Annotated in this window: 19 protein-coding genes, 1 tRNA gene and 2 pseudogenes; 13 read left to right on the top strand and 9 right to left on the bottom strand. The window is 31.5% G+C overall.

The annotated features are described in order from the left end of the window. Positions 1-79: 79 nt before the first annotated feature. Positions 80-226: pseudogene (locus PHR76_RS13165) on the top strand (immunoglobulin-like domain-containing protein); the annotation flags it as partial. Positions 227-1,066: 840 nt separating this feature from the next. Further along, entirely contained in the window at positions 1,067-1,192 is a 126-nt protein-coding gene (locus tag PHR76_RS07040) for a hypothetical protein (RefSeq protein ID WP_300060160.1), read from the top strand. Between the two features lie 202 nt (positions 1,193-1,394). Here PHR76_RS07040 and PHR76_RS07045 read toward each other — a convergent pair whose 3' ends face one another. Next, positions 1,395-1,703 carry a hypothetical protein gene (locus PHR76_RS07045; RefSeq protein ID WP_300060163.1) on the bottom strand — a complete coding sequence of 103 codons (309 nt, stop codon included), beginning with the start codon at positions 1,701-1,703 and terminating at the stop codon, positions 1,395-1,397. A gap of 169 nt (positions 1,704-1,872) precedes the next feature. Here PHR76_RS07045 and PHR76_RS07050 point away from each other — a divergent pair, with 169 nt between their 5' ends. Continuing rightward, positions 1,873-3,216 (top strand): DUF262 domain-containing protein, encoded by a 1,344-nt coding sequence (locus PHR76_RS07050; RefSeq protein ID WP_300060166.1) that lies wholly within the window; start codon positions 1,873-1,875, stop codon positions 3,214-3,216. A gap of 358 nt (positions 3,217-3,574) precedes the next feature. Here the strand turns inward: PHR76_RS07050 and PHR76_RS13170 are convergent. Further along, a pseudogene (locus PHR76_RS13170) lies at positions 3,575-3,679 on the bottom strand (type II toxin-antitoxin system RelE/ParE family toxin); the annotation flags it as partial. A 714-nt stretch (positions 3,680-4,393) separates the two neighbouring features. On the opposite strand from PHR76_RS13170, the gene PHR76_RS07055 reads away from it, so the two are divergent. The 7 genes from PHR76_RS07055 to PHR76_RS07085 all read left to right on the top strand — a co-directional run bounded on the left by PHR76_RS07055 (position 4,394) and on the right by PHR76_RS07085 (position 12,840). Beyond that, a complete protein-coding gene (locus PHR76_RS07055; RefSeq protein WP_300060169.1) occupies positions 4,394-6,295 on the top strand; it encodes an HAD hydrolase family protein in 1,902 nt (633 codons plus the stop codon). A gap of 1 nt (position 6,296) precedes the next feature. After that, entirely contained in the window at positions 6,297-7,385 is a 1,089-nt protein-coding gene (locus PHR76_RS07060) for a hypothetical protein (RefSeq protein ID WP_300060173.1), read from the top strand. Positions 7,386-7,387: 2 nt separating this feature from the next. Beyond that, positions 7,388-9,277 (top strand): hypothetical protein, encoded by a 1,890-nt coding sequence (locus PHR76_RS07065; RefSeq protein ID WP_300060176.1) that lies wholly within the window; start codon positions 7,388-7,390, stop codon positions 9,275-9,277. Continuing rightward, positions 9,277-10,413 carry a hypothetical protein gene (locus tag PHR76_RS07070; protein WP_300060179.1) on the top strand — a complete coding sequence of 379 codons (1,137 nt, stop codon included), beginning with the start codon at positions 9,277-9,279 and terminating at the stop codon, positions 10,411-10,413. The genes PHR76_RS07065 and PHR76_RS07070 overlap by 1 nt, the downstream gene beginning before the upstream one ends. Then, on the top strand, positions 10,406-11,455 hold the full coding sequence (locus tag PHR76_RS07075) for a carbohydrate kinase family protein (protein ID WP_300060182.1): 1,050 nt from the start codon (positions 10,406-10,408) through the stop codon (positions 11,453-11,455). The genes PHR76_RS07070 and PHR76_RS07075 overlap by 8 nt, the downstream gene beginning before the upstream one ends. 241 nt (positions 11,456-11,696) lie before the next feature. Continuing rightward, entirely contained in the window at positions 11,697-12,311 is a 615-nt protein-coding gene (locus PHR76_RS07080; protein WP_300060185.1) for a TauD/TfdA family dioxygenase, read from the top strand. A 19-nt stretch (positions 12,312-12,330) separates the two neighbouring features. Continuing rightward, a complete protein-coding gene (locus PHR76_RS07085) occupies positions 12,331-12,840 on the top strand; it encodes a hypothetical protein (protein WP_300060188.1) in 510 nt (169 codons plus the stop codon). A gap of 239 nt (positions 12,841-13,079) precedes the next feature. On the opposite strand, the gene PHR76_RS07090 is transcribed toward PHR76_RS07085, so the two are convergent. From PHR76_RS07090 to PHR76_RS07110, 5 genes are all read right to left on the bottom strand, one after another. Then, complete coding sequence (locus PHR76_RS07090; RefSeq protein ID WP_300060192.1) at positions 13,080-13,538, bottom strand: hypothetical protein; 459 nt, start codon at positions 13,536-13,538, stop codon at positions 13,080-13,082. Positions 13,539-13,715: 177 nt separating this feature from the next. Further along, positions 13,716-14,315, bottom strand: coding sequence for a hypothetical protein (locus PHR76_RS07095; protein WP_300060195.1), 600 nt, complete (start codon positions 14,313-14,315; stop codon positions 13,716-13,718). Continuing rightward, on the bottom strand, positions 14,315-14,788 hold the full coding sequence (locus tag PHR76_RS07100; RefSeq protein ID WP_300060198.1) for a GNAT family N-acetyltransferase: 474 nt from the start codon (positions 14,786-14,788) through the stop codon (positions 14,315-14,317). The genes PHR76_RS07095 and PHR76_RS07100 overlap by 1 nt, the downstream gene beginning before the upstream one ends. A 19-nt stretch (positions 14,789-14,807) precedes the next feature. Then, positions 14,808-15,935 (bottom strand): hypothetical protein, encoded by a 1,128-nt coding sequence (locus PHR76_RS07105; protein ID WP_300060201.1) that lies wholly within the window; start codon positions 15,933-15,935, stop codon positions 14,808-14,810. A gap of 14 nt (positions 15,936-15,949) precedes the next feature. Beyond that, complete coding sequence (locus PHR76_RS07110) at positions 15,950-16,567, bottom strand: hypothetical protein (protein ID WP_300060204.1); 618 nt, start codon at positions 16,565-16,567, stop codon at positions 15,950-15,952. A gap of 290 nt (positions 16,568-16,857) precedes the next feature. Here PHR76_RS07110 and PHR76_RS07115 point away from each other — a divergent pair, with 290 nt between their 5' ends. From PHR76_RS07115 to PHR76_RS07125, 3 genes are all read left to right on the top strand, one after another. Further along, positions 16,858-19,761, top strand: coding sequence for an N-6 DNA methylase (locus PHR76_RS07115; protein ID WP_300060207.1), 2,904 nt, complete (start codon positions 16,858-16,860; stop codon positions 19,759-19,761). Beyond that, the gene (locus PHR76_RS07120; RefSeq protein WP_300060210.1) at positions 19,754-20,431 is read left to right on the top strand and encodes a hypothetical protein; all 678 of its coding nucleotides are present in this window, start codon (positions 19,754-19,756) and stop codon (positions 20,429-20,431) included. Before PHR76_RS07115 ends, PHR76_RS07120 begins: the two co-directional genes overlap by 8 nt. A 259-nt stretch (positions 20,432-20,690) precedes the next feature. Further along, a complete protein-coding gene (locus tag PHR76_RS07125; protein WP_300060213.1) occupies positions 20,691-21,854 on the top strand; it encodes an NUMOD4 domain-containing protein in 1,164 nt (387 codons plus the stop codon). Positions 21,855-22,169: 315 nt separating this feature from the next. On the opposite strand, the gene PHR76_RS07130 is transcribed toward PHR76_RS07125, so the two are convergent. Both PHR76_RS07130 and rseP read right to left on the bottom strand, forming a co-directional pair. Next, a tRNA-Asn gene (locus PHR76_RS07130) sits at positions 22,170-22,243 on the bottom strand. Between the two features lie 92 nt (positions 22,244-22,335). Then, positions 22,336-23,655 carry an RIP metalloprotease RseP gene (rseP, locus tag PHR76_RS07135; protein WP_300060216.1) on the bottom strand — a complete coding sequence of 440 codons (1,320 nt, stop codon included), beginning with the start codon at positions 23,653-23,655 and terminating at the stop codon, positions 22,336-22,338. Positions 23,656-23,684 lie beyond the last annotated feature (29 nt).

Genomic DNA, 23,684 nt, shown 5'->3' on the forward strand with positions numbered 1-23,684 from the left:
TCAACCACTTTTATTAGACGTTGTTGGACCAAGTATTGTTTCCTTAAGCGGTTGAAATTACACCCAAGAGGTTCATTTACCTTATGAAGAGTATGGATATACTGTGAGCGATAATTATCGAACAGGGAATGATATTGTTGTCCTTGTAACAGGAGCTGTTAATACTTCGGTTTTGGGAGAATATATTTTGTATTATACTCCAATAGACGCTTTGGGAAATGTATGAAATACGGCAACAAGAACAATAACAATTGTAGATACCACAGCTCCAACAATTGCTTTAAACGGAGCAAACTCCTATTTGGTTGCTTACGGAAAAGTGTTTGATGATCCTTCAATAAGTTGTAGTGATAACTATTGGTCAGGTACTGATTTGGTTGTTACCATTTCGGGATATAATTTAATTAACACAACAGAACCATGAAACTATACAGTTACATATACATGTTTGGACGCTTCATCTAATTCATCAACTATAGAGAGAACAGTTGTTGTTGACAAGCTTAGGTTTGCGTGAGGATGAGGCTGAAGTTCTTTAGAGGTTGATAATTGTCCTATGGGGGATTATTCAAGTAGTTATTATGATAATTCGTGTGGAGTTGAGCCTGAGCAGTCCACATGAGCAGTTGAAGAACCTATTGAATTTGATTTGGCTGATATCTATAATCCATCGATTCCAGAGGGGTACTGTTTCGCTAGAAAATCGAACGTTGGCATAATTGACTCGGCAAAGCTAAAGACTACATTAGAGTTTAAAAAAGCACTTTCGTTCTTATACAACCATGAGATGACCATGTTTAACAAGGTAGATGAATTTAAACCGTATTCAAATCTAACGAGAGAGCAAGCATCAAAAATATTCTCAAACTTTGCTATCAATGTATTGTGTAGAAAACCCGACACATCATTAAGAATAACTTACAGCGATGTTGAATATGCAGATGCCACTTTAAAGCCATACATCAAAAAGGCATATCAGCTTGGGCTTATGAAGTGATCAGAGGATGGAAAATTTAGACCTTTTGATACCATTACCAAAGCAGAATTTAATGCGGTATTAATTCGTATGATACTAAAGGCTTATTTACCGGAGGATGATACGCAATGGTATAAAGAGTATAATTCTGTTTCTACGCAACTTGAAATTATAAAATATGGAGCAGGCGAAGCACCGGTAGTAAGAAACGATTGAAGTATCATGTTATTCAGAGCTTACAAGAACCAAGTGTTTTCATTACAAAATATCGATTACGAATCCTTTGTATTAAAAACCCGTGAGGAGTTTGTAAATTAAGAATACAAATTAAATAGAAAATCATTTTTTCTTCCAATAGTGAGGAGAAAGTGATTTTTTTATAAACGAAAAAAAACCAAAATAAGAAAACTTACTTTGGTTAATATTCATGAGCAAAGAGTAAAGTACAGTAATTATCCTCAGAAGAGTAGTGTCCTGAGTTGACCATTTCTTTATTGAGCTGGTCGATAAAGAATAATTTTTGCCCTGTTTCTTTGTGAACAAATACCTGTAAATAATCAAGATTATTTTTGTCGAAAACCAGCAGTTTAATAAAGCGGTAAATTAGAAAAATCTCTTGCTCACTTAATCCTTGCTGAACACCAACAGTGAGGTACAATGTTCCTGAGAACTCATACGAGCCCTCTTTTTCTTGTGGTTGATACAACCAATTGCCTAATGTATTCATGCCATATACTTAAAATTACTTTTTTAGTATATCTAAATCAGAGTGGGATTTCAAGATAATTTCTATTAACTATTGTCAAAAAATCGGATTATAAATTTTTAAATAATTTAGTTTTGTTATTTTTGTTTTAGACCAAAAGTTAAATTTTTCATAACTGACTGTAATTATAATGGAATTAATAGGAGATATTTTAAGTATAAAAAAGCTATTAGAACTAAAACGTAATGGGATGATTGTTGTTAATCCTGAATACCAAAGAGGTTCTGTTTGGAAAGAGTCACATCAAAAAAAGCTGATTGATAGTGTCCTTAGGGGCTATCCTTTGCCCTTAATTTATTTTCATTATAAAAAGAAAGAAATTGCCGGAATGCAAAGAGAAGATTTGGAGATTATAGATGGTCAACAAAGGATAAATGCACTTTTTTTGTTTGCAGAAAATGCATTTAAATTATTTGATCCAATCAAGGATGATGCAGTTGCTAGATTTCCAAAGTTTATCAATCAAACACCATGTTCTTGGGCACACTGTGATTATATCAGTCTTGAAGATGAGTTGAGAGAAAAATTTGACCAAACAAAGTTATTTGTTGTTAAGGTGTTGACAGATAATGAAGACGAAGTAAGAGATCTTTTTATAAGACTTCAGGCAGGATTACCATTAAATGCTCAGGAAAAAAGAGATGCTTGGCCTGGGGGTTATACTGATTTTGTTTTAAAGTTTGGAGGAAAAAAAGAAATTGCTAGATACCCAGGACATGATTTTTTTAAACGTTTCGTTAAAATTTTAAATACAGACAGAGGACAAGTTCGACAGCTTTGTGCTCAAATTGGTATGCTTTTTTTTGAAGGTGCTACCAAAGGGAAGTGGCTAGATATTGGTACTGAACCATTAGATAATTTTTATTATAGGAACTTAGGGTTTAAGATTAACTCTGTCGAAGTAAAAAGATTTTCAAAAGTATTGGATCTAGCAGTGGAGCTATTTGAAGGTTACAAAGGACCAAAATTGAAAGGACACGAGGCGATCCATATTGTTTTGTTGATAGATAGTCTTTTAGATGATTACGCTAAAGGTTGGCAGATTAACTTTGTTAAAGCTTTTGATGATTTCAGGGCAAATAGTGCAATAGGTAAAAAATCTAAATCTGGAGATTATTGGTTTAAGTACGGTTCTTTAACTCAAACACAATCATCTCAAGCGAAATCAATTCAAATTAGACATGCTTTTTTTAACGAGAAGATGTTTTTTATCTTAAAGCCAGTGATAAAAGATTCTTTAAGAGGTTATGGGCAGTTAGAAAGGGAGATTATATATTATAGAGATAGTAAATTATGTGCGGTATGTAATGTACCTGTTAAATGGCATGATTTAGAAATTCATCATATTGAGGAACATCACAAAGGAGGACAAACAACTTTAGAAAACGGATTAACTGTTCATAAAGACTGCCATCCTAAAGGAGAAGCTGCTGTTATTTTTTACAATAAATGGAAAGAAAAAATTAATTCATAACACACTCATGACTACTAAATCATTTCTTCTGAACTAGATTGAAAAGCAACAAGATTGATTTATTTTGAATTTATATAGTTACTCAATATCTTTAGTTTTGATTTCAATTGTTAAGCGACTAATTTTATTAAATATGTTTTACTTTGCACAAGGTACATTGTGGAAAGCAAAAAAATAGCTTTTCACTGGGCTTTGTAAAGCTTCACTTATGACTTAAAAAGTTATAGTCTCGATTTGATGAGACTATATTTTTTATATGATTTATTTAACCAATTGCAAGAGAAGATAAAGGATTGAAAAATCTAGCTATAGAGCGATTACTAGAACTCCTCTATTTTAAATTCATTATATTGTACATTTAATGATTGCTGTAAACATCTTTTCTGTGGCTGATTCTGATAATTTCTATTTTGAGTTCATTATTTTGAATCGAATACACTACTCTGTAGTTTCCAACTCTAAGCCTATATAAAGAAGTTCCTTCAAATCAGGTCAAGTAAAAGTTTTTTATTTTTTTACATCAATTTGGAAATGGATTTTCTTGTAGAATTTCAATTTGTGCAATAATCTTAACTCTAGTAGAAAAGGGAAGCTTTTCAAGTTCTTTTTGAGCTTTTCTATTGAAGACAATCGCATACTGTCACATTACGCGATTCTATTTCATGATAAATATTGTTTTTTAACTTCATCCAAAGAAACAGTAGGCTCATTTATTCTTTCTAATGCGGTTAAACTATCAAAAAAATCCTCCATGATTTCCTTTATACTATTGTTTTTTAAATCGAATACTACAGCCGTTTTTGTTCCATTTGGACTAGTTAAAAAATTGATTCATTTTCTGATTGATAAGGTTACAGGTAATGTTTTTGTGGACATTTGAATAAGGGAAAATTATAAATTAAAGTTAGTATATCTTTTTAAATTTTTTTAGCAAGAGATTTTATAGTTTACTTGAATTGATAAAGAAATAATACATAATTCATAATACTTTAGGGGGGTTCTTTATAAATACATTTTGAGCAGTGAACTACTCTCTTTAAAGAGCAATATACTTTTTTAATTGTAGCAACATCTACTTGATTGTTTCTTAGTTTAAGAATTGATACATTTGTAACTATTCTACCATAGTTAGTAGAATTATAATTTAATTTCAGGGATATATTTAATAAATACTGTGATGGGAAAACCTTTCGAAGAGGAATTAAAAAAGATTGATTATACTTATCAATGGGCATTAAAAGTTCCTGTTGAAGAAATGGATTTTATAAAAGACATTTTACATGATAAATCTCTTTTAGTTGTTGGCTCTGGGGGGTCTACTTGTAGTTGTTGTTTGTTTTCTATGCTGCAACAGAAAAACGGAAGAACAGCAAATTATATTACCCCCTTAGAGCTTCAATATGTTAAAAACTCTATCGATAAAAAAACAAGTGTTTTTTTTATTAGTGCTAGTGGAAAAAATACAGATATTTTATTTGCATTTGATACTGCTTTGAAGCAAGAACCTTCAAATATTGTCAGTTTTTGCATGAAGAAAGGCTCGCTTTTAAGCAATAAAAGCTCAAATTATTCAATTTCTAAAACAATTGAATTAGATAATCCAGTTGGTAAAGATGGTTTTTTAGCAACAAATTCTACGATAGCTTATTTTACAATTATCGCTAGATTTTTTGATAATAATAGAAATATTGAAACCTTAATCCCTTCTGATGAATTCTTAGAAGAAGTTAGATTATTTTCTTTGTCTTTACATAGCGACTTTACTGTAACAGTACTTTACAGCGGTTGGAGTAAACCGGTTGCATTAGATATAGAATCCAAATTTTCTGAAGCTGGTCTAGGTAATGTGCTGTTGACGGACTACAGGAATTTTGGTCACGGGAGGCATAATTGGCTCGATAAGAAAAAAAAGCAGTCAGCTATTGTTGCACTGATTACAGAAGAAGATGAAGCTTTAGCAGATATGACCCTTAATTTAATTCCTAGCGAAATTCCTATCTTAAGAATAATTTCTGAATATTCAGAGTCAAATGCAAGTTTGGACTTGCTTTCCAAGTCATTTTATTTGGTAAATCAGGTTGGTAAAATTAAAGGGATTGATCCCGGAAAACCCGGCGTTCCTCCATACGGTAGTAAGTTGTATCATCTTAAGTACTCAAAAACGTTTGTCAAAAAAGATATTTTGAATAGTAAAGTAAAAAATGCTATTAGAAGAAAGTTTGGTGATACAGATAACATATCGAATGAGATTTTTTTACCTTTATGGATTAAGTCCTATAATACTTTTGTCTCAAATATAAAGAAAACGAAATTTAAAGGAGTTTTGCTGGATTATGACGGTACTTTATGTTCAACTGAAGAAAGGTATTTAAACCCCAGAAAAGAAATTATTAATAAATTAGAGTTCTTTTTAAATAATGGTATTACGGTAGGGGTTGTAACAGGACGTGGAAAATCAGTAAGGGAAACTTTGCAGAAAGTAATTAATGTAAAATATTGGGATAAATTTTATATAGGATACTACAATGGTGCTCAAATTGGTACTCTTAATGATAATCTATTGCCTATAAAAGATAATGATCAAATGCTTTTTAATGACATTGAAAGAGTATTAAAAAACGAAGAATTAGTAGGCCAGTTTGTCGATTTAGAATTGAGAAAAGGTCAATTGACTGTTATTGTGAAGGAGAATAAAAATTCTCATATCGTTAAGAGTATCATGAAAGATATTTTAATAAGATTATATCCAAATGAAATTCAAATTTTAGAATCTAGCCATTCAATAGATATTATTTCTACGTTTACAACTAAAAACTCGATTATTCAATACATTAGAATGGTGTTGAACGACAAAGAAAAAGAGTTTTCTTTTTTATCAATTGGTGACAGAGGAAAATGGCCAGGAAATGATTTTCAATTGCTTTCAAATAGATTTTCTTTAAGTGTAGATGAAGTTTCTTCTGATCCTCACACGTGTTGGAATTTATCCTCTTTAGGAAACAACTGTGTTGAGACTACCTTAGAGTATTTTGATGCTTTTCAGGTTTTAGATTATGGTTTTTTTAAAATGAAAATTTGATATGAGGACAGCTCTCGCAGAAAAGTTACTAGTTAAGATTATGGGTTGGAGTTCCAACCAAATAAGCGAGGAAAGACCTCTTATTCAGGCGTTATCAAGTTTTAAATATAATGAATACCAACAGTTTTCAATTGGAACTAGATTTGTGGAATCATTGGTTAAATGGCTTAATCAATTTGAGACAAAAGAAGAGAAAGATATTGCATATAATTTCATTAAGAACAGATTGATTTTTATATCTAATGACCAGATGTTACATTTGGTTAATATTACATTTAGTGATAAAATAAATCCTTTTTTGATTAGGAAAAGTGCGGGTGTCCTAAATATTAATCCCTTTCTAGTAAGAAAAATAATTTCTAGTGATCAATATAAAACCATAACTCGTCGAAGTTTATTTATTGGGTTAAGTGACGGTTCAAGAATTGATCAATTAAGACGTTATAGTGGACTTAATAATGAGCAAGTTATTCCAACATATCAGATAGGAAAAGAAAAAGTAGAAGACATGAAGGCTGAATTAAAAAAAAGTAATGTAACCGATAGTTACAATACTGTTTTTTTAATTGATGATTTTACTGCTAGTGGAACTAGTTATTTTAGACAGGAATCCAGTGAAAGAAAAGGGAAGATATTTAATGTGATAAATAGTGCATTGCATAATCAAGATGCAGAGCTCTATGGTTTAATTGACCACACAGAAATAGTAGACATAAATATTATTTTTTACATTGCAACAGAAGAGTCTGTCAATAAACTAAGAAATGAAATAAATACTTGGAAAGAAGAATTTAATAGTAATTTTAATTTTACAATTGAAGTTGTTCAAAAAATTGAAGGAGGTTCAAAAATAAGTGTAGAAGAGGACAAAGAATTTGTTGAGTTATCAAAAAAATATATTGATAAAAGTATTATTGATGTTCATTTTAAAAAAGCGAAATACGAAAATTACTTTTTAGGTTACAATGAGTGTGCGTTACCATTAATTCTTGTTCACAACACTCCAAATAATTCGATGCCACTATTATGGTGGGTATCAAGCGATAAAAAATTCATTGGTCTATTCCCAAGAGTTACACGTCACAAATAATTATGAGTAATAAACTGAGAAATCCTTTTAAAATAAGAGCTTCTGAAAAAATTGATTCAGAAGCCGGTTTTTTACGATTATTTAGCCCTTTAGTTTTAGAATCTTTAAATGAGAAATTTCAATCCGGAAAATTGTGGGATAATGTATTGTATATACATAGTTCACCGGGTGCAGGAAAATCTTCATTAATAAGAGTTTTTGAACCATCGACGTTAAAAATTCTTATCAATAGTAAATCATCACCAGATTTCAAGGAGTTATTCAACTCCCTGAAAAGGATAGATGTGATTAATAATGATAAGATTGAAGTACTTAGTGTTTCCATGCAATGTACAAGAAATTATGAAATTTTAGAAGAGTTAAATATCAGTCCTGCACAGAAATCAAGACTCTTTTTTTCATTATTAAATTCAAGAATTGCTATTGCAACTTTGAGAAGTGCCTGTGTAATGATAAACAAAAGATTTCCGGAAGATTTAGAAGAGATTGTATTTAATTACAATAATTCAGATAATTTTTTCAAGTCATTAAATCTGCCATGCACTGGGAAAGAATTATACGATTGGGCTTCTACGATTGAAAGAAATATATATAAAGCAATCGATAGTTTTTTGCCTTTAGAGGATAATGAAATAGAGGGACACGACGAATTATTTTCACTTATTACCTTAACCCCATCTAATATTCTTTATAATGCTACCCCTATTTGCACAAAAATCTTATTTGTGTTGGATGATGCTCATAAATTATCAACTGATCAAAGAAAAAGACTAAAAAAATATTTAGCTGAGAAAAGGGGGGATTTTACAATTTGGATATCAGAAAGATTAGAAGCTTTGGAATCGATAGAGAACTTAGGGTCTAGCTTGGAAAGAGATTATAATGAAATAAATCTTGAAGATTTTTGGAGGAAACATCCAGCTAAATTTGAAAAAATTGTAAGAAGTATTTCTGAAAAAAGAGCAAATATTTCTACAGAGGATGTTTCTTCATTTCAAAATTATCTGTCAGATAATTTTAATGAAGAGAGAAATAAGGAAAGTTTGAAAAATTTTACAAGTTCCAAACTAGAGTACTTTAATCAAATTTCTACATATTCAAATAAATTTGATGAGTGGATAGATTATATTACGAATTTACAGATTAGTGATTTTGAAAGAGCTCAGGCAGTCAGTGAATTGGAGATTCTTATACATAGAAATATTGGCAAGCAACAGCTAAGTTTTGAATTTCCGCTTACCGTCGAAGAGTTGAAACATAAAAATAGTCATGATGTTGGTGTTGCAGCAAATTTGTTTTTATCTACAAAAATGAAATTACCCTACTATTTTGGTTTCAATACACTAGCAAAATCTTCCTCATCAAATATTGAACAGTTTTTAACCTTCTCAGGAGGACTGTTTGAAGAAATGATTTCAAAGAAAATATCAGGAGAAGATTTAGTGTTAACAGATGCTGAACAACATGATGTCTTAAAAGAAATAGCTACTCAAAAATGGAAAGAATTAAGAAGAATAATTCCTTTTCAAGAACAAGTAATTAATTTCTTAACCGCAATTGGCGAATTTTCTAAGAAGGAAACATTTAAGCCAAATGCCCCATATTCTCCAGGAGTGAATGGTTTCGCAATAAAACCTAATAAAGAGCCCAAATTAATTAATAATACTGAGCATTGGACTGACGATTTAGTATATGAATCATTAATAAATGTTTTATCAACATGCGTTGCATATAACTTGCTGGAAGTTCAATCTACAAATCAAGGAAAAAAAGATCAATCATGGGATGTATATTATCTTAATAGATGGTTGTGCATTTTATTTGATCTGCCTTTATCTTATGGGGGATGGAGACATAAGTCGCCTGATGAATTAACTAAATGGTTAAAATAATGGAAGAAAACAGATGGAATCCTTATGTTTTATTGCAAGATGAGAGTGTCAAAGAATTATGGCGTAATCATTTTTATGGTAGCAACAAGAAAGTGTTGTTTATACTAGGAAAAGGATTTGATGTCAGAATGAATTTAGGAATTCAAAGTTTAATTGAAATTTGTCCAAATATAGACTTGGATTGTTTATTAATTGGACTTGATGAAGGCAAGGACTCAAGTTCTCATAAACTTCAAGATTTAGTAGATGAGAATATCGATGAAATCAATTCTCTTCTTGTCAATCAAAAAATTATAAAAAAGGAGTTAAAATTGTGGAGTTCCAAAGGAAAGAAGAAAGTAAAAATTGGCGATAGAGAAGCATCGAACTTAATTGAAGGATACGAAGAGATTAAGAATTACACAGATATAATTGTTGATATTAGTGCACTTCCCAGAGGTGTTTACTTTTCTTTAATAGGAAAGCTACTTACATTAATAGATAAATATTCGGATAACACTCAAAATTTATTTGTTTGTATATCTGAGAATGCAAAAATAGATGAGTTAACAAAAGAAAAAGTAACAGAAGGAGATGTAAATTTTTTACATGGTTTTGGTGGAGGAATTGAGATAACTTCTGAAATTGATAAGCCTTTAGTTTGGTTTCCCATTCTCGGAGAAGAGAAATTATCACACGTTAGAAAAGCATTTGGAAAGATTACAGAGACGAAAAATAGATTGTATGAAATTTGCCCAACTTTTCCTTTTCCATCTAAAGACCCGAGGCGTTCTGATTCTATATTGATAGAATATCACGAATTATTATTTGATGAACTTGGAATAGAACCTCAAAATATTATGTATATTTCTGAGAGGAATCCATTTGAAGCCTACATTCAGTTAAGTAATGCTATTAAAAATTATAAAAAATCGCTTGAAATAATAAAAGGTTGTAAGGCAGCGTTATCTAATTTTTCTAGTAAACTACTATCTATCGGCACCTTATTAGCGGCTTATGAAAACAGAGATGATATTGGGGTATTAAATGTTGATTCTCAGGGGTATGACTATGTTGATAAAAATGAAGTAAAAAAAATCAAGTTAGAAAGTGAACTTTTTGTAACTTGGCTAACTGGAGAACCATACAATGATTAGCATAAAAAAAATACAAAAAAGAGAGGCTACTTGTGTAGGAAGTGGTCTTGTGGCATTAGATGTAATTGTTAATGGTAGTCCATCTACTCCGGCTAAATTATGTGCAGGAGGTTCTTGTGGAAACGTGCTATCGATACTAGCATTTTTAGGATGGGACTCGATGCCAATTGCTAGACTAGCGGATAATAATGCATCTGAGAAGCTTTTCGATGACTTTTTAAATATCGAGGTCAATACTTCCCTCATAACAACATCAAAAGACGGCACAACTCCAATAATTATCCATCGTATTTTGAAAGATAAGGAAGGAAATCCTAAGCATAAATTTGAGTTTAGAGTCCCAGATACTAATGCTTGGTTACCTATGTATAGACCGGTATTGGCCTCAGCAGTAAATGAATTAATTTCTTTACAATCAGAGTGTAAAGTTTTTTATTTTGATAGAGTTTCTAGATCAACAATCAATTTGGCAAAATATTATAAATCAAAGGGAGCTTTAATTGTTTTTGAGCCATCTTCAATTAAAGACGACAAACAATTTGTTGAATGTTTGGATATACCTCATATTATTAAATTTTCAAGCGATAGAATAAAAAATTATTCTGACTTATTTCCTGTACCAATTGCTCAACTTGAAATTGAAACTTTAGGGAAAGATGGTTTACGCTATAGATTGAAATCAGACAAAAATCCTTATTGGAAAACTATACCTTCATTTAAATTTGAGGACATTAAAGATACAGCTGGAGCTGGTGATTGGTGTACAGCTGGAATAATTAATGAACTTGGTTTTGATGGTTTAGAATCTTTTATGAAATCTGATAAAAGTGAAATCGAAAGAGCTCTTACTATAGGTCAAGTAATGGGAGGTATTAATTGTAGCTATGACGGAGCCAGAGGTATAATGTATAATATGTCTTATCAGTCATTTATTGATGTGGCACAGGCGATTCTCAATCAGAATAAAAAAATACCAACTATTGAACAAAGCCCAATTAAAATTTCTTCAATTAGTAATTTTAAATTTGATTTAATTCTTTAATTATTCCAAGTAACTTAAAATTTTACTTGCCATTTTTTTAGATACTACAATTAATTTTATTTTGAGTTTTCAAAAATTACTTTTAAATTTGACTAAATTTTTTCAAAATAAAATATTATTGTTAATAATCATTGGAAGCGAGACTTGAAAGTTTCGCTTTCTTTGTTTTTAGAGAAGGTTTTACTTTCTCATGGTGTTATAGTAACATTGCCAAAAAATAAACGGTTATAAAGTCTATAAAATGAAAACAGAACTCAGTAAAAATGGCTTTATTCATTTGACAAACCAAAGCCAAGAACAGCTACAAAGTGTGATTAATTCCCTTGGCGATGTCATCATGACTACAGATGTGGTTGTAAAGACCGAAAGCAAAGGTATGGTAACCACAGCCCTAGGCTTGGATTATCATACAGATCACCATAAGGCAAAATATATTTTATGGTATTGTTATAAACAAACAGACAAAGGCGGGGAAAGCATCATCATTGATGCCGAAAAAGTGTATTCGAAATTATCACTAGAATTTCAGGAAGAACTAAAAAAAATTAATCTCTTTGAACATAAAGTATTCCCGGACGATCAAGAATATTATCCATTAGTCGCCTTAGATGAAAAGGGTAAGAAAAAGTTCTACTACTCTTTTTGGCTTGTTAAAGATGAGGATAGAAGTAATGTAGCTTTAAGGGAATTTCAAAAAATTATAAAGGAAACGGATGCTACAGAAATCAAATTGCAAGAGGGAGATATTTTGATTGTAGACAACCATAGAGTTTTTCACGGAAGAAAAGCGATAGAAGGAAGCAAAAATCGTTTTCTAAAGAGGTATTGGATAGTGGAATCAAATAAAAATTTATAAATTATAAAACAATCAAAAAATGGAACAAGCAACACTTATGTATCCCGAACCAATTAGTAAGGAAAGAATATCCTACTTAATTAACGATAAAAACATTGACTCTAAAATTGCAGTACTTGATTTTGAGATGATTAAAATGAAGCTCCGCGAACCCGAAGAAGGAGAAAATTGGACACCCGAGCAATGCGAAAGTGCAGAAGTTGAATACAAACGATACTTGAATTTATGTTTGATTTTTGGTAAAGGAATTGTGCCCAATAAAATTCAAGATAAATTTTGGCATTATCATATTCTTGACACAAGGGCGTATCACAAAGATTGCGAGACTATTTTCGGACATTATTTACATCATTTCCCATATTTTGGAATGCGGGGAGAAGAAGATGCTAAAGACTTAGAAAATGCGTTTTACAAGACAAAGGAACTATACGCCCAAACATTTGGGGAAGAAATGACTAGAGAAAGTCAAGAAATGAAATGTTGGCATGATTGTCAGAACAGATGTTGGAATGCTTGTTCTAATAAATAATTGATTGACACAAAAAACGAAAGACACTACGGCTCATCCGCCATCGACTGTAATTTTTCAATTGCTTTTTCTTTGCTCATGATAAGGTTGATTTATACAAAGTTAATCAAAAATAATCTTGCTTTCAGTTATACTGAAATTTGGGTCAGCATAACCAAAATGAAGAAGAAAGCAAGAGATTTTACTATTTTAGAAACCTAATTTCAAAGTCGGATGGTTGTACATCGTTTTGGAAATCCTTAATCCTTGTGCTTCAATAGATAGCTTTCTATTTCCATATAATCAAAGATGTTTTCTTCGATAACAACCTGTTTAAATATATCCACTTGAATTTCTGCATCGAGTTCATCTTCATTCATAGACTGTGCTTCGGCAATGTAAAATTGCCATCCTACAAGGTCAATTCTATTTTGATTGTCATACAATAATTTTGCAAGCTCCAATTCTGATGGTGGTGCTTTTAATAGCGATGCCCATTTATCAAAGTTTGCAATTTTTGCAATGACGTGCTGTGCATTCATAAGACTGAAATTTTCTTCGTCAATGTCAAAGTCCGCAATAACCATTTCTATGTCGAAATACTTTGGTGTGTATTCGTAAAGAAAAGCAGTAGCTGTTTTGTCTAAAACAGGAGTTTTCGTTTTAAAATCTTTGTGTAGATTTTTTGCTTGAAGTTTGAAGTAATCAATAGTATTCATAATATAATCCTTTTATTTCAAAGATTATTACCCTGAGATTTTGCGTTCGTATTCTTTGGTCGGATAATAAGCTCTGAAGGTTATATTATCTAGTTATTGGTTGATGAAATCTTCGCACGAACGAGCAGGCTTACCAAAAAAACCTGCCACAAATATAAAAATTTCATTCAAATAATTTTAATGAGTTTCAAATTTATTTAACCAACATCCGAGTTTCATAGCACAAAATATTTCAAACAGATATAATTCTTCACTGTTTTCAATTGGCAGGAAAGCTATTTTTTGTTTAAACAGGAAATCTTTCGCAGGGGTAACATTATTATTAAAATCAAATTCTTTACGCCTTCCAGTGTATTCTTCGCCATTTAAAATTTGATGTCTAATCAAACCTATATTATAAGCCAATGTAGATGTGTTATGACTTTTGCCTCTTAAGTGCTGTAATGTCCTATGGATTATCCCTCTTGATATCCCAACATAAATTGGTTCGCTTCCATGAACGAAAACATACAGTCCTTTTACATCGGTTTTGTTTTTTCCGCCTTTGGTTTTGTAAGTATAGATGTCTTCGGATTTGAAAACGTTGTCTGTTAAAAGTTTTTTTCTAATAGAAGCCAATCCATTGCCGGTACTAAAGTGCTTTTCGATTTCGACACAGTTGTTTACAGGATCAAAATTGGCAAGTTTCTCCTCAAAATTATCCACTATGGTAGCAAATGATTTTCTGTAATCTTGCTTCTGTAAAAGGGTTTCTAATAAAGTACTTTCTAATTTCATTACAGAGAATCTTTAAATCCGAGTTTTGTATTTATATGAATTGTCTTTTCATTGTCATCTTGGGTAATTGCTTTTACATATTCAATTTTTGGGTTTTCGAATGCGTGTCGAATTAGTTTTAATTTAATTTCAGTTCCTATTTTTTTACCCCTATGTTCTGAATCCACACCAATTGTATAAATGTAAAATGTTTTTTTGTCATCATCAATATAGCCGTAACCATATCCGATGCATTTATTTTCAAATTTCACTAAACAGTATATGAGTCCAGGGAATGAATATGGGCTTTTAGTCGTCAATGCTGATTCGGTTAAAATGGTTATTTCCTCACTTATTTCAGATGATACTTTTGTTTGAAGTTCTATTAATCCTTTGGCTTCATCATTAGTCAGCGTTTCTTTTAAAATGAATTCATTTTTTAATTCTTCATCATAATTAAAATCTTCTTTTTTCAATAAATATGTTTTTCCCATAGTGGTGTCGTAATTTTAATTATTCGCTCTCAATAGGAGGCATTTGAAATTGATCTTCCAACCACAGATTAATGAGTGTTTGCGATTTAAGAAATGAAGTTACAAATCCAAATAAAGCCTTGAACGGAATATTTTCAATTCTCAATAAATGTGTCCTGAATGATGCATCGGTTGTTTTATCCCCCGAAGCCAGATTATCATTTCCTCTGCTTACAGCATTTTCTCCCTCATAGACGTTTATTGCTAAATCCAAATGGTTTAGAGTAGCGTTTTCAAAATCGGTTCCATACGGACTATCAGTATCTAAATGAATCATTCTTCCGAATCTTAGTCCATAGTTGTTGATTGCTGTAATTTCTTCTATCATCATAGAGAGATTACCATTATTATTCCTTTTCACAATAACCTCGAGCCTTAAAATCTTTTTGATATGTAACTCCCAATATTGTCTGTAATTTTCTTTTGGCGAACAGTCATCTAAAATATAGCAAGCACCTTCTTTGTTACGATTATATATTGATAAGTTCCTCCACCAATTTGGGTTTGCAGGCATTGAGATGGATTCAAACATTCTTTGGGGTGGAATATCATCATAAGCCTTATATGGATTGGCTCTTATGTACAAAGGCTTGTCTGTAAAGTTTGCCTTAGTCCAAGTGTATAATAATGGATTCAATTCGGAATCAATAAGTGTAAAAGAATTATTTATCCTTAAAATTTCAGAATTATTTATCTGACTAAAAGCATCACTTTTAATCAGCTCAAAATCTTGAACTCCGTTTTCTTTTCTTCTGATTGCATCAAATAAGCTAGGCTCTTTTTGGAATAACGGTTGTGACATTTCATAAATTTCACATCTTCTTTTCCAACTCAGTTTGGATTTTATTTCATCAATTTCAAATGTCATCATGAAACAGGTAATCCTTTCCATTCCATTAAAGTTTAGAAAATTACCTATTATCAGATAACCGCTGACCATTTCGATTTCTCTCTCATCAATAAAATCAATTCTAAAGTCCAACAAATCCTTAATATCCTTATTGCCATTGTTTAATTCGCTGTTTAAAAAATCATGTGTGGCTACGCCAGAATCGTTAATTTTAACTGCGAGACGTTCAAGGCTCTTATAGTAGTTTTCAATATCCATTTTAGTGTGCTGTATTATATTTTTAATACTTTCTCATCCACAAGAACCCATTCTTTGCCATTAGATGTAATCTGAATGGTTTTGTTTAATAGATTTCCCTTTAATGATTCGATTGATTTAGTTGTTATTTTTGACCTTTCGTTCACTTCTAAAAATAAATCACGAACTTCAATCAAACCCCAGCCTTGCTTATCTTCTCTTGAAAAGTATAAATACAAATTTCTGAAGGTTTCAGGGTATCCCAAGCGGTATGTTCCATTTCCACCTGCTGTGGCAAAAATCGGTGCACTTTCTCCTTTTTTTATTCCCGAAACCGTTCTTGATACAGTATGAATCTCATTCTTTATTTCTGCGATTTTTGCATCAAATATTTCTTTGCTTTCCCTATCATTTATTTTCTCATCCGTAAGATTAATATTTATGGCACATAGACCTTGGTCACTTGTGCTTGGAAGAAAATTTATTTGGTAACAAGTATCGTCGAAACGGTGGCGATAGTATTCCTGAAAGTTTTCCTTGAATTCATTTCTGTTTTTGAATTTTGAAATATGGAAATAGTAACTATTGTCATCCTCGCCAAGAATATAGCCATAACCTCTATCAGAGAAATATTTTATAATAACACCTTTCATTTACGTAATATTTTAAATTTTTATAATTGTCTATCAAATATATAGATTATTTAACAATACGCCTAGAGATTCAAATCAGTACACTTTTTGCTGACGATTTACAAATATGAGATATAGAATATTTTGGTTTTCGTATGTGTTTATAATAAGTATTTATAAACAACCATTAAAGCTTTTTTCTATAATTAATTGAAAAAAGTCCCTTGATTTTAACTTTTGAAACCAACTTATATAGAATGAATCTATTTTTTAAATCCCTATATTTACACAAAAATAAACCGATTAATTAAATGGCAACAACAGTTTTTGAAAACAATATTCAAGAACTTAATTTCACCTTTATTACAGACAAAGGTAGAAGCGGCGTATTGTTAACAGAAAGTTACGAGAACCTTTCGCAGACAATATCTAGTCCGGATATACTATTTGCATTGGAAACGGCAAAAATTAAATTTGAAGCAGACGCTGTTTATTTTCGTTACTTTCAAGACGGGAGAGCTGCTGTTGCTCAGTTGTACATCTTTGATTATACAAACAAAACATTAACAACAGAGGATAGAAACCGCATCCATAGAAACATGTGGAACGGTTATCAAGTTCCTGCTTATATTATTATAGAAAAATCTACTGTCAGTGTATTCGATGCGAGAGAAAAACCTAACGAAGATAAAGAACATTATGCAGAGCAAATTATCACAAAGACAGGTGAAGCATTAAAATCGTTTAATGCACAAAGTTTTGATGACGGTTTGTTTTGGGAAGAAGAGGTTAATAAAAAACGCTTTCAATTTGATCAGTCAGCTACTCGAGATTTGATTCGAGGACTTAAGAATGTATATGAAGGTTTCCAGAAGGAATCCAATTTAGATAAACATGTTGCGTTAAAACTTTTGGTACAAAGTTTATTGATTAAGTATCTGGAAGAGCGTGATGAAGATTCTAAAAGCGGTTATTTTGCAGGAACCTACTTCAAAAATAATTTTCAATGTACTGATTTTTGTGATGCCATTCGCAAAGGTAAATTGCTACTTTTATTAGATAAATTAGCAGAAGATTTTAATGGAAAAATATTTGAATGGCATAAAAGGGATGAATCGGATGCTAGAGAAGCCATTCAAAAGGTTGAAGTACAAAGATTAGCAGATTATTTAGATGGAAATAATAACAACGGTCAACTGGTCCTGTGGAGACTTTATTCGTTTTCTCATCTCCCGGTTGAAGTAATCAGTTCTGTATATGAAGAATTACTTACTAATAGTAAAGACATTGTTTATACACCAGAGATGATTGTATCGACTCTTGTTGATGAGTGTATGCCACTTAAAGTTCCTCAAAAGAATTTTAAAATAATCGACGTAAGTTGTGGTTCAGGCATTTTTTTAGTAAAAGCTTACAAGCGTATCGTTCAATGGTGGAGATACGAACAGTGGCAAAAAACAGGGAAATTAGAAAAGCCATCTCTTCCGGTATTAAAAGATTTATTGTTAAAAAGCATACATGGAGTAGATATTCAACAAGACGCTATACGATTATCCATTTTTAGTTTGGCGTTAGCTATTTTGGACGAGGTAAATTTAGATCCTCCAACATGGGGTAAACTAAAATTTCCTGACATGAGTGGAAATGTTGTAACTAAAGACTTTTTTGAGTTTATAACTAATAATGCTCCAAATGATTTTTCTTTAGTGATTGGAAATCCTCCCTTTAATTTAGCTGAAGTAGATGGGAAGGAACCAAGTAGAAAGAAGTACTTTAAAGATTTAAATCAAAAAATAGGATACAAGAGCGACATAATTATTCCGGATGAAAACCCAGCACTTCATTTTTTGGTACAATCGATGAAATTGTTAAAAGCGGAAGGGGTATTATCAATGATTCAACCTTCGGTTCCAATCTTATATCAGAAGGATAAAGTTTTCAGGTGTGAGTTATTCTCTATGTATAATCTTTTACAAGTAATAGATTTTACAAAACTCTCCGATAAGTTATGGAGTGGGAAAAATGTTCCCACAGCAGCTGTTTTTATTCAAAAACTTGTGCCAGATTCTGAACCTGTGTTGCACTTAATTGCTAATCGTACTTTTTCGAATACCAATAGGTTATTTTTAGAGTTCGATCATTATGATTTTCATTTTATCACTAAAGAAGAGATAATGGATAATCTTTTTATTTGGAAAGCTAATCTATTAGGAGGAGGTCGAATAGTTAACCTTTTACAAAGGTTATCTAATAGTAGAACTTTAGGGCAGTTCATTGAATCTTTGAGAGGTCAAGGATGGGTAAGAGGAGAAGGATTTATTGAAAATAAAAGCGGAAAAATAATTGAGTATATAACTGGCGAGAATTATTTGCCCGCATTCGCTTTAGAGGAAGACAAAATAAATACTGATGAGATAATCCTTTGTGATGTTAAAAAGTTTCATAGAAAAACAAATCAATTAATCTTTACGCCTCCTCATTTATTAATTAGAGCACACATTGGACAAAGTAAATTAGTTGCACATTTATCAGATGAATACCTTGTCTTTAGGAATAAAATAATTAGTATTCATGCTCCTCAAAAAGACAAAAATTTACTATTAGAAATAGAAAGTTATTTTAAAGAGTTTGGACAACTCTTAAGATTTATAATTCTCGCTACAAGTAGTCAAATTAAGGTAAGTCGGCATTCAGTACCCATGACTGAAGATTTTATGGATTTACCATTTCCAGAAGATTTAAACTTATTAAAAACTTCAGAAGTTGAAAAAGTAATTATAGAGGATATCCTAAAATATCAATTTTCAAAATTTAATTCTGAGAAAATTGTTAATAGTACTGAGCTCAATTCTTTTTCTGTAACGTTTAGTAAAACGCTAAATAGTATCTATTATTCAAATAATAATCAATTTCAACTATACAAAATTTTGGATGCCGGAGATTATTATGTTTTGCATTTTGAGTATGGTGAGAATGTATTTAACTATGAAGAAGAGAAAATTTCAGATTTAGAACAATATATAGAAGAAGCTATTCCTCAAAGTAATACTAACCAGCAAGAGATACATATTCAAAAAATAATGAAAGTATATGGCAAGGATAGTATTATTTTGGTAAAGCCAAAGCAATTACGATATTGGTTACCCTCAATTGCACTACGAGATGCTGATGAAGTATTTGCAGACTATGTAAAAGCCCGTTATCCACATGCTTAGAAATAGTCAATCTCCATATCAATTACCTTTGTCAAATGATTTGTCTGTACCGGATAATCATGAGGTAGAACAGATTTTGTTATTTGTAGACAATTTTGTATCTGGATTTCCCAATTATTATAAAAATATAAAAGATTCAGATCGTGAAAATAGGGTTAGCGATTTCTTAGTACATCACTTTCAACTGTGTAAAATTGAAAATAATTTAGATTATTTTCCGTACGATTTTAGGAAAAATCCAACTCAAGAGGAATCAACGAAGGAGACTGATATTGGCGTTTTTGTATTAACTAGAGGGAGAAAGCCTTATCCTCTTTTGGAATTTGAAGCAAAACGTTTTTCAGAGTCTTCAAGTAATGAGCAGTATGTGTATGGGAATCGAGGAGGGATTGAGCGTTTTAAACGAGGCCATCATTCATCACATTTGAAAGTATGTGGCATGTTTGCTTACGTACAAAGTCGTACAATAGATGAATGGTTTACGAAAGTAAATGGATGGTTAACAGATAAATTTAATAACAATTCCGATTCTACAATAACATGGATTGAAAAGGAGCAGCTTTTAAAACATTCTAATCTTGTATCAGTTGTGAAATACTTTTCAAATCACCCTAGGGTTAAAGGAACTGATAATATAGAACTTTGGCATTACTTTATAGACTTGAAATAATTTTTTGAGGATTTTTTCTATTTTTAGAAAATGATTATATTTGCATTCACTTTTCATAAATTTAAATTACAACTTAAATTATTAAGCGAGACCTTCGGGTTTCGCTTTTTTTGTTTATTAAGAAACAAATCAATATTTTGTTTTATTTTTTAAATTTAAAATCTTTATCATAATTTAATACAAAAGATAGGTTTAATAATACTGAAAATTCCGGCTCAACTTATATCAGTTAATTTGTGAGCAAAAATAGTTACAACCCATGTATCCACCTTTAGAAATAAAAAGCAAATATGCTCGAGAAGCACTTTGTAGTACTTCGTTAGAAGATTTACCTGATGAGCAGTGGAAACTGATAGAAAACTTTGAAAACTATGCTATTTCCAACTATGGGCGGGTAAAGAGTCTAGAGCGGAATACACTTTCATTTAATGGAAGAGAGAGAAATCAACCGGAACTGATCATGAAGTTGATTTTTGTTAAACAGTTTAACTATTATCTCAATCGCAGCGATTATAATGTTCATTGTACACTGTCATTTGAAAGTAAAAAATACCGTAAGTCAATTGGACGATTAGTTTACTTTCATTTTGTAGAAAAGTTTGATTTGAGTGATCGTTCTATCGTTATATCTTTTAAGGATAATGATAAACTAAACGTGCATTTTGATAACTTAGAGAAAATTTCTGTAAGTACCAAAAGATTGAGAACATACGAGTCTGATAGAGCAAGAACTCGTCGGGTTGATTATATAAAGCCAGTGAGTCAATATACTGTTTCTGGAAAATTAGTAGCAGATTATGAAACAATCTATGAAGCAGAAAGAGTTGTTGGAGTTGGATGCGAAAGCATTCAAGATGTAATAAACAAGGAATTTCTAACTGCTGGCGGGTTTCGATGGTTTTTAAAAGATTACCAACCAAAGAGTGAAGATTTTATTGTCAAACCGAAATCGCAATCTTCAGAAAAACAGTTTAATGAGTTACTTTGGGAGAAGTTAGGCAAACCACCAATTGATTTAAACAACCCACCTGCTTGTTTGAATCTTTCTCTTAAAGATCTTCCTGGGGAAGAATGGCGGGCAATTCCATATTTTGAAGATTCTTTTGCTGTTTCTAATAAAGGAAGAGTAAAAAATTTAGGTGGTTGGACTTCGGGGGCTAAAAAGTTTTTTTTACAAGAGCGAATATTGTCACAAAACTTGGATGATAAATATGAAAAAAAGATGTATCTCTATGTGGTATTATTGCACAAAGGAAAGATTTACAAAAAAACGACTACTCGTTTACTTTACTACTGCTTTGTTAAAGAATTCGATATAAAGAATAGAAAAAATGTTGTGATTAATCGTAATGAGCCATTTTGGGATATAGATATTACAAAACTCTCATTGCGACCCGTAAATTCTGCCTTGAAAAAAAAGTAAAAGGGAATACAAAGACCTAGTAAAATAATATCGACTGTACTTATATTATACAGAATAAATTACACTACTCTTTTTGGGCTTTTTATCGAGCTAGGTTTAAAAAGCTAGAAATGCTGGACTCAACAAAATAAGGCAATCAGCGTGGCTTAAAAATCGATTTAGGGCTATCTTAGGCATAATTCCGTTCGATATATCCCAAAAAAATGCCGTTCAGAAATTTCAAATTCTCGAACGGATTTTTTTGTTTGTAACTATTTTAAAAACAAAACGTTATAAAATGAAAATGCCACCTTTTAGGTGGCATGTCCAGAAGAGCTCCCCCTCTTGGGCTCGAACCAAGGACCCTCTGATTAACAGTCAGATGCTCTAACCAACTGAGCTAAGGAGGAAGGTATATAACCTTTTTTGCGAGTGCAAATATAAAGCGAAATTTCTTCTTTCCAAATAAATAATGAAAAATTTTCCGCTTTTCTTTTTCTTTTTAACCCGTCACTAAATGCCAAATGTCATTTCCGAACACTAAAGCCATTAAGGTCAATAGAATAACAACACCAATAGTTTGAGCAACCTCTAATGTTTTTTCGGTTGGTTTTTTACGCGTAATCATTTCAATTAAGATAAAAACGGCATGACCGCCATCTAAACCTGGAATTGGTAGAATATTTAAAAAAGCTAACCATACAGAAAACATCGCCGTAAAGGACCAAAAGAATGTCCAATCCCATTCTGGTTTGAATATTTTAAACATCCGCAACGGGCCACTAACTTGTTTGTAAGCTTCTGTTTTTGTATTAAAAATAATTTTAAACTGTTTGATTTGTCCCGTTAAGGTTGAAATTGTTTTGTTAAAACCAGCAGGAATCGCTTCTAAAAAACTCAATTCTTTGGTTACATAAGCATCCTGTAAGGTATGAAACTGATTCAAAAACCCTAATTTTGAATCTTCAGTCGTTAAGGCCTTAATGGTAATTGTTTCGTTGTTTCGGATTACTTTTAAGTCAATACTATCGTTGCGATGTAATTGAATCACTGAAGCAAATTCGTCAAAATATTCAAGATGAATGCCATCAAGTCCAATGATCTTATCGCCCTTTTTCAAGCCTGCTAAATCAGCAGGTCGTCCTGGTACAATCGAATCAATAATGATTTCTTCGCGGGCCGCCAAAAAGTTTTTCCCTGCACGTTTAATTACGTCACGTTTCCCTTCATCGGTTAAATCAAACGTTACTTCTTTTCCTTCGCGTTCCACCGTAATATTGTCTCCAAATAAAATTTCTAAAGGCAATTGATCAAATTTTGTTTGCGTCTTTCCATCTACTTTAAGAATTTTATCGCCATTGCGAAGACCTAAAATCTTTCCAACAGAATCTACAGCTACGCCATGCGTAATTTTAGAATTATCAATAAAATTATCACCGTGATTTAGAAACAAACAGATGTAGATTATCCAAGCCAAGAAAAAGTTTACAATAACACCACCCATAATGATGATTAAGCGTTGCCAGGCTGGTTTACTTCGGTATTCCCATGGTTGAGGCTCTTGTTTGAGTTGCTCTTTATCCATGCTTTCATCAATCATTCCTGCAATTTTTACATAACCACCCATAGGAAGCCATCCAATTCCATATTCTGTTTCACCAATTTTCTTTTTAACTAAAGAAAACCAAGGATTAAAAAATAAATAAAATTTTTCAATACGTGTTTTAAAATATTTGGCAGGTAAAAAGTGACCAAGTTCATGCAGTATCACTAAAAAAGACAAACACAAGATCAATTGTGTTATTTGAATAAGTATTTCCATGAATGCGTTTTAAAATTCAAAATTGCTCA

It is taken from the genome of Flavobacterium sp. (genome assembly GCF_028689845.1).
In the GTDB taxonomy this organism is placed as follows: domain Bacteria; phylum Bacteroidota; class Bacteroidia; order Flavobacteriales; family Flavobacteriaceae; genus Flavobacterium.

Excerpts from the sequence above, each read along its gene's own strand:
- PHR76_RS07040 (WP_300060160.1), top strand. The coding sequence starts at position 1,067 with ATGATACTAAAGGCTTATTTACCGGAGGATGATACGCAATGGTATAAA.
- PHR76_RS07045 (WP_300060163.1), bottom strand. The coding sequence starts at position 1,703 with ATGAATACATTAGGCAATTGGTTGTATCAACCACAAGAAAAAGAGGGC.
- PHR76_RS07050 (WP_300060166.1), top strand. The coding sequence starts at position 1,873 with ATGGAATTAATAGGAGATATTTTAAGTATAAAAAAGCTATTAGAACTA.
- PHR76_RS07055 (WP_300060169.1), top strand. The coding sequence starts at position 4,394 with ATGGGAAAACCTTTCGAAGAGGAATTAAAAAAGATTGATTATACTTAT.
- PHR76_RS07060 (WP_300060173.1), top strand. The coding sequence starts at position 6,297 with ATGAGGACAGCTCTCGCAGAAAAGTTACTAGTTAAGATTATGGGTTGG.
- PHR76_RS07065 (WP_300060176.1), top strand. The coding sequence starts at position 7,388 with ATGAGTAATAAACTGAGAAATCCTTTTAAAATAAGAGCTTCTGAAAAA.
- PHR76_RS07070 (WP_300060179.1), top strand. The coding sequence starts at position 9,277 with ATGGAAGAAAACAGATGGAATCCTTATGTTTTATTGCAAGATGAGAGT.
- PHR76_RS07075 (WP_300060182.1), top strand. The coding sequence starts at position 10,406 with ATGATTAGCATAAAAAAAATACAAAAAAGAGAGGCTACTTGTGTAGGA.
- PHR76_RS07080 (WP_300060185.1), top strand. The coding sequence starts at position 11,697 with ATGAAAACAGAACTCAGTAAAAATGGCTTTATTCATTTGACAAACCAA.
- PHR76_RS07085 (WP_300060188.1), top strand. The coding sequence starts at position 12,331 with ATGGAACAAGCAACACTTATGTATCCCGAACCAATTAGTAAGGAAAGA.
- PHR76_RS07090 (WP_300060192.1), bottom strand. The coding sequence starts at position 13,538 with ATGAATACTATTGATTACTTCAAACTTCAAGCAAAAAATCTACACAAA.
- PHR76_RS07095 (WP_300060195.1), bottom strand. The coding sequence starts at position 14,315 with ATGAAATTAGAAAGTACTTTATTAGAAACCCTTTTACAGAAGCAAGAT.
- PHR76_RS07100 (WP_300060198.1), bottom strand. The coding sequence starts at position 14,788 with ATGGGAAAAACATATTTATTGAAAAAAGAAGATTTTAATTATGATGAA.
- PHR76_RS07105 (WP_300060201.1), bottom strand. The coding sequence starts at position 15,935 with ATGGATATTGAAAACTACTATAAGAGCCTTGAACGTCTCGCAGTTAAA.
- PHR76_RS07110 (WP_300060204.1), bottom strand. The coding sequence starts at position 16,567 with ATGAAAGGTGTTATTATAAAATATTTCTCTGATAGAGGTTATGGCTAT.
- PHR76_RS07115 (WP_300060207.1), top strand. The coding sequence starts at position 16,858 with ATGGCAACAACAGTTTTTGAAAACAATATTCAAGAACTTAATTTCACC.
- PHR76_RS07120 (WP_300060210.1), top strand. The coding sequence starts at position 19,754 with ATGCTTAGAAATAGTCAATCTCCATATCAATTACCTTTGTCAAATGAT.
- PHR76_RS07125 (WP_300060213.1), top strand. The coding sequence starts at position 20,691 with ATGTATCCACCTTTAGAAATAAAAAGCAAATATGCTCGAGAAGCACTT.
- rseP (WP_300060216.1), bottom strand. The coding sequence starts at position 23,655 with ATGGAAATACTTATTCAAATAACACAATTGATCTTGTGTTTGTCTTTT.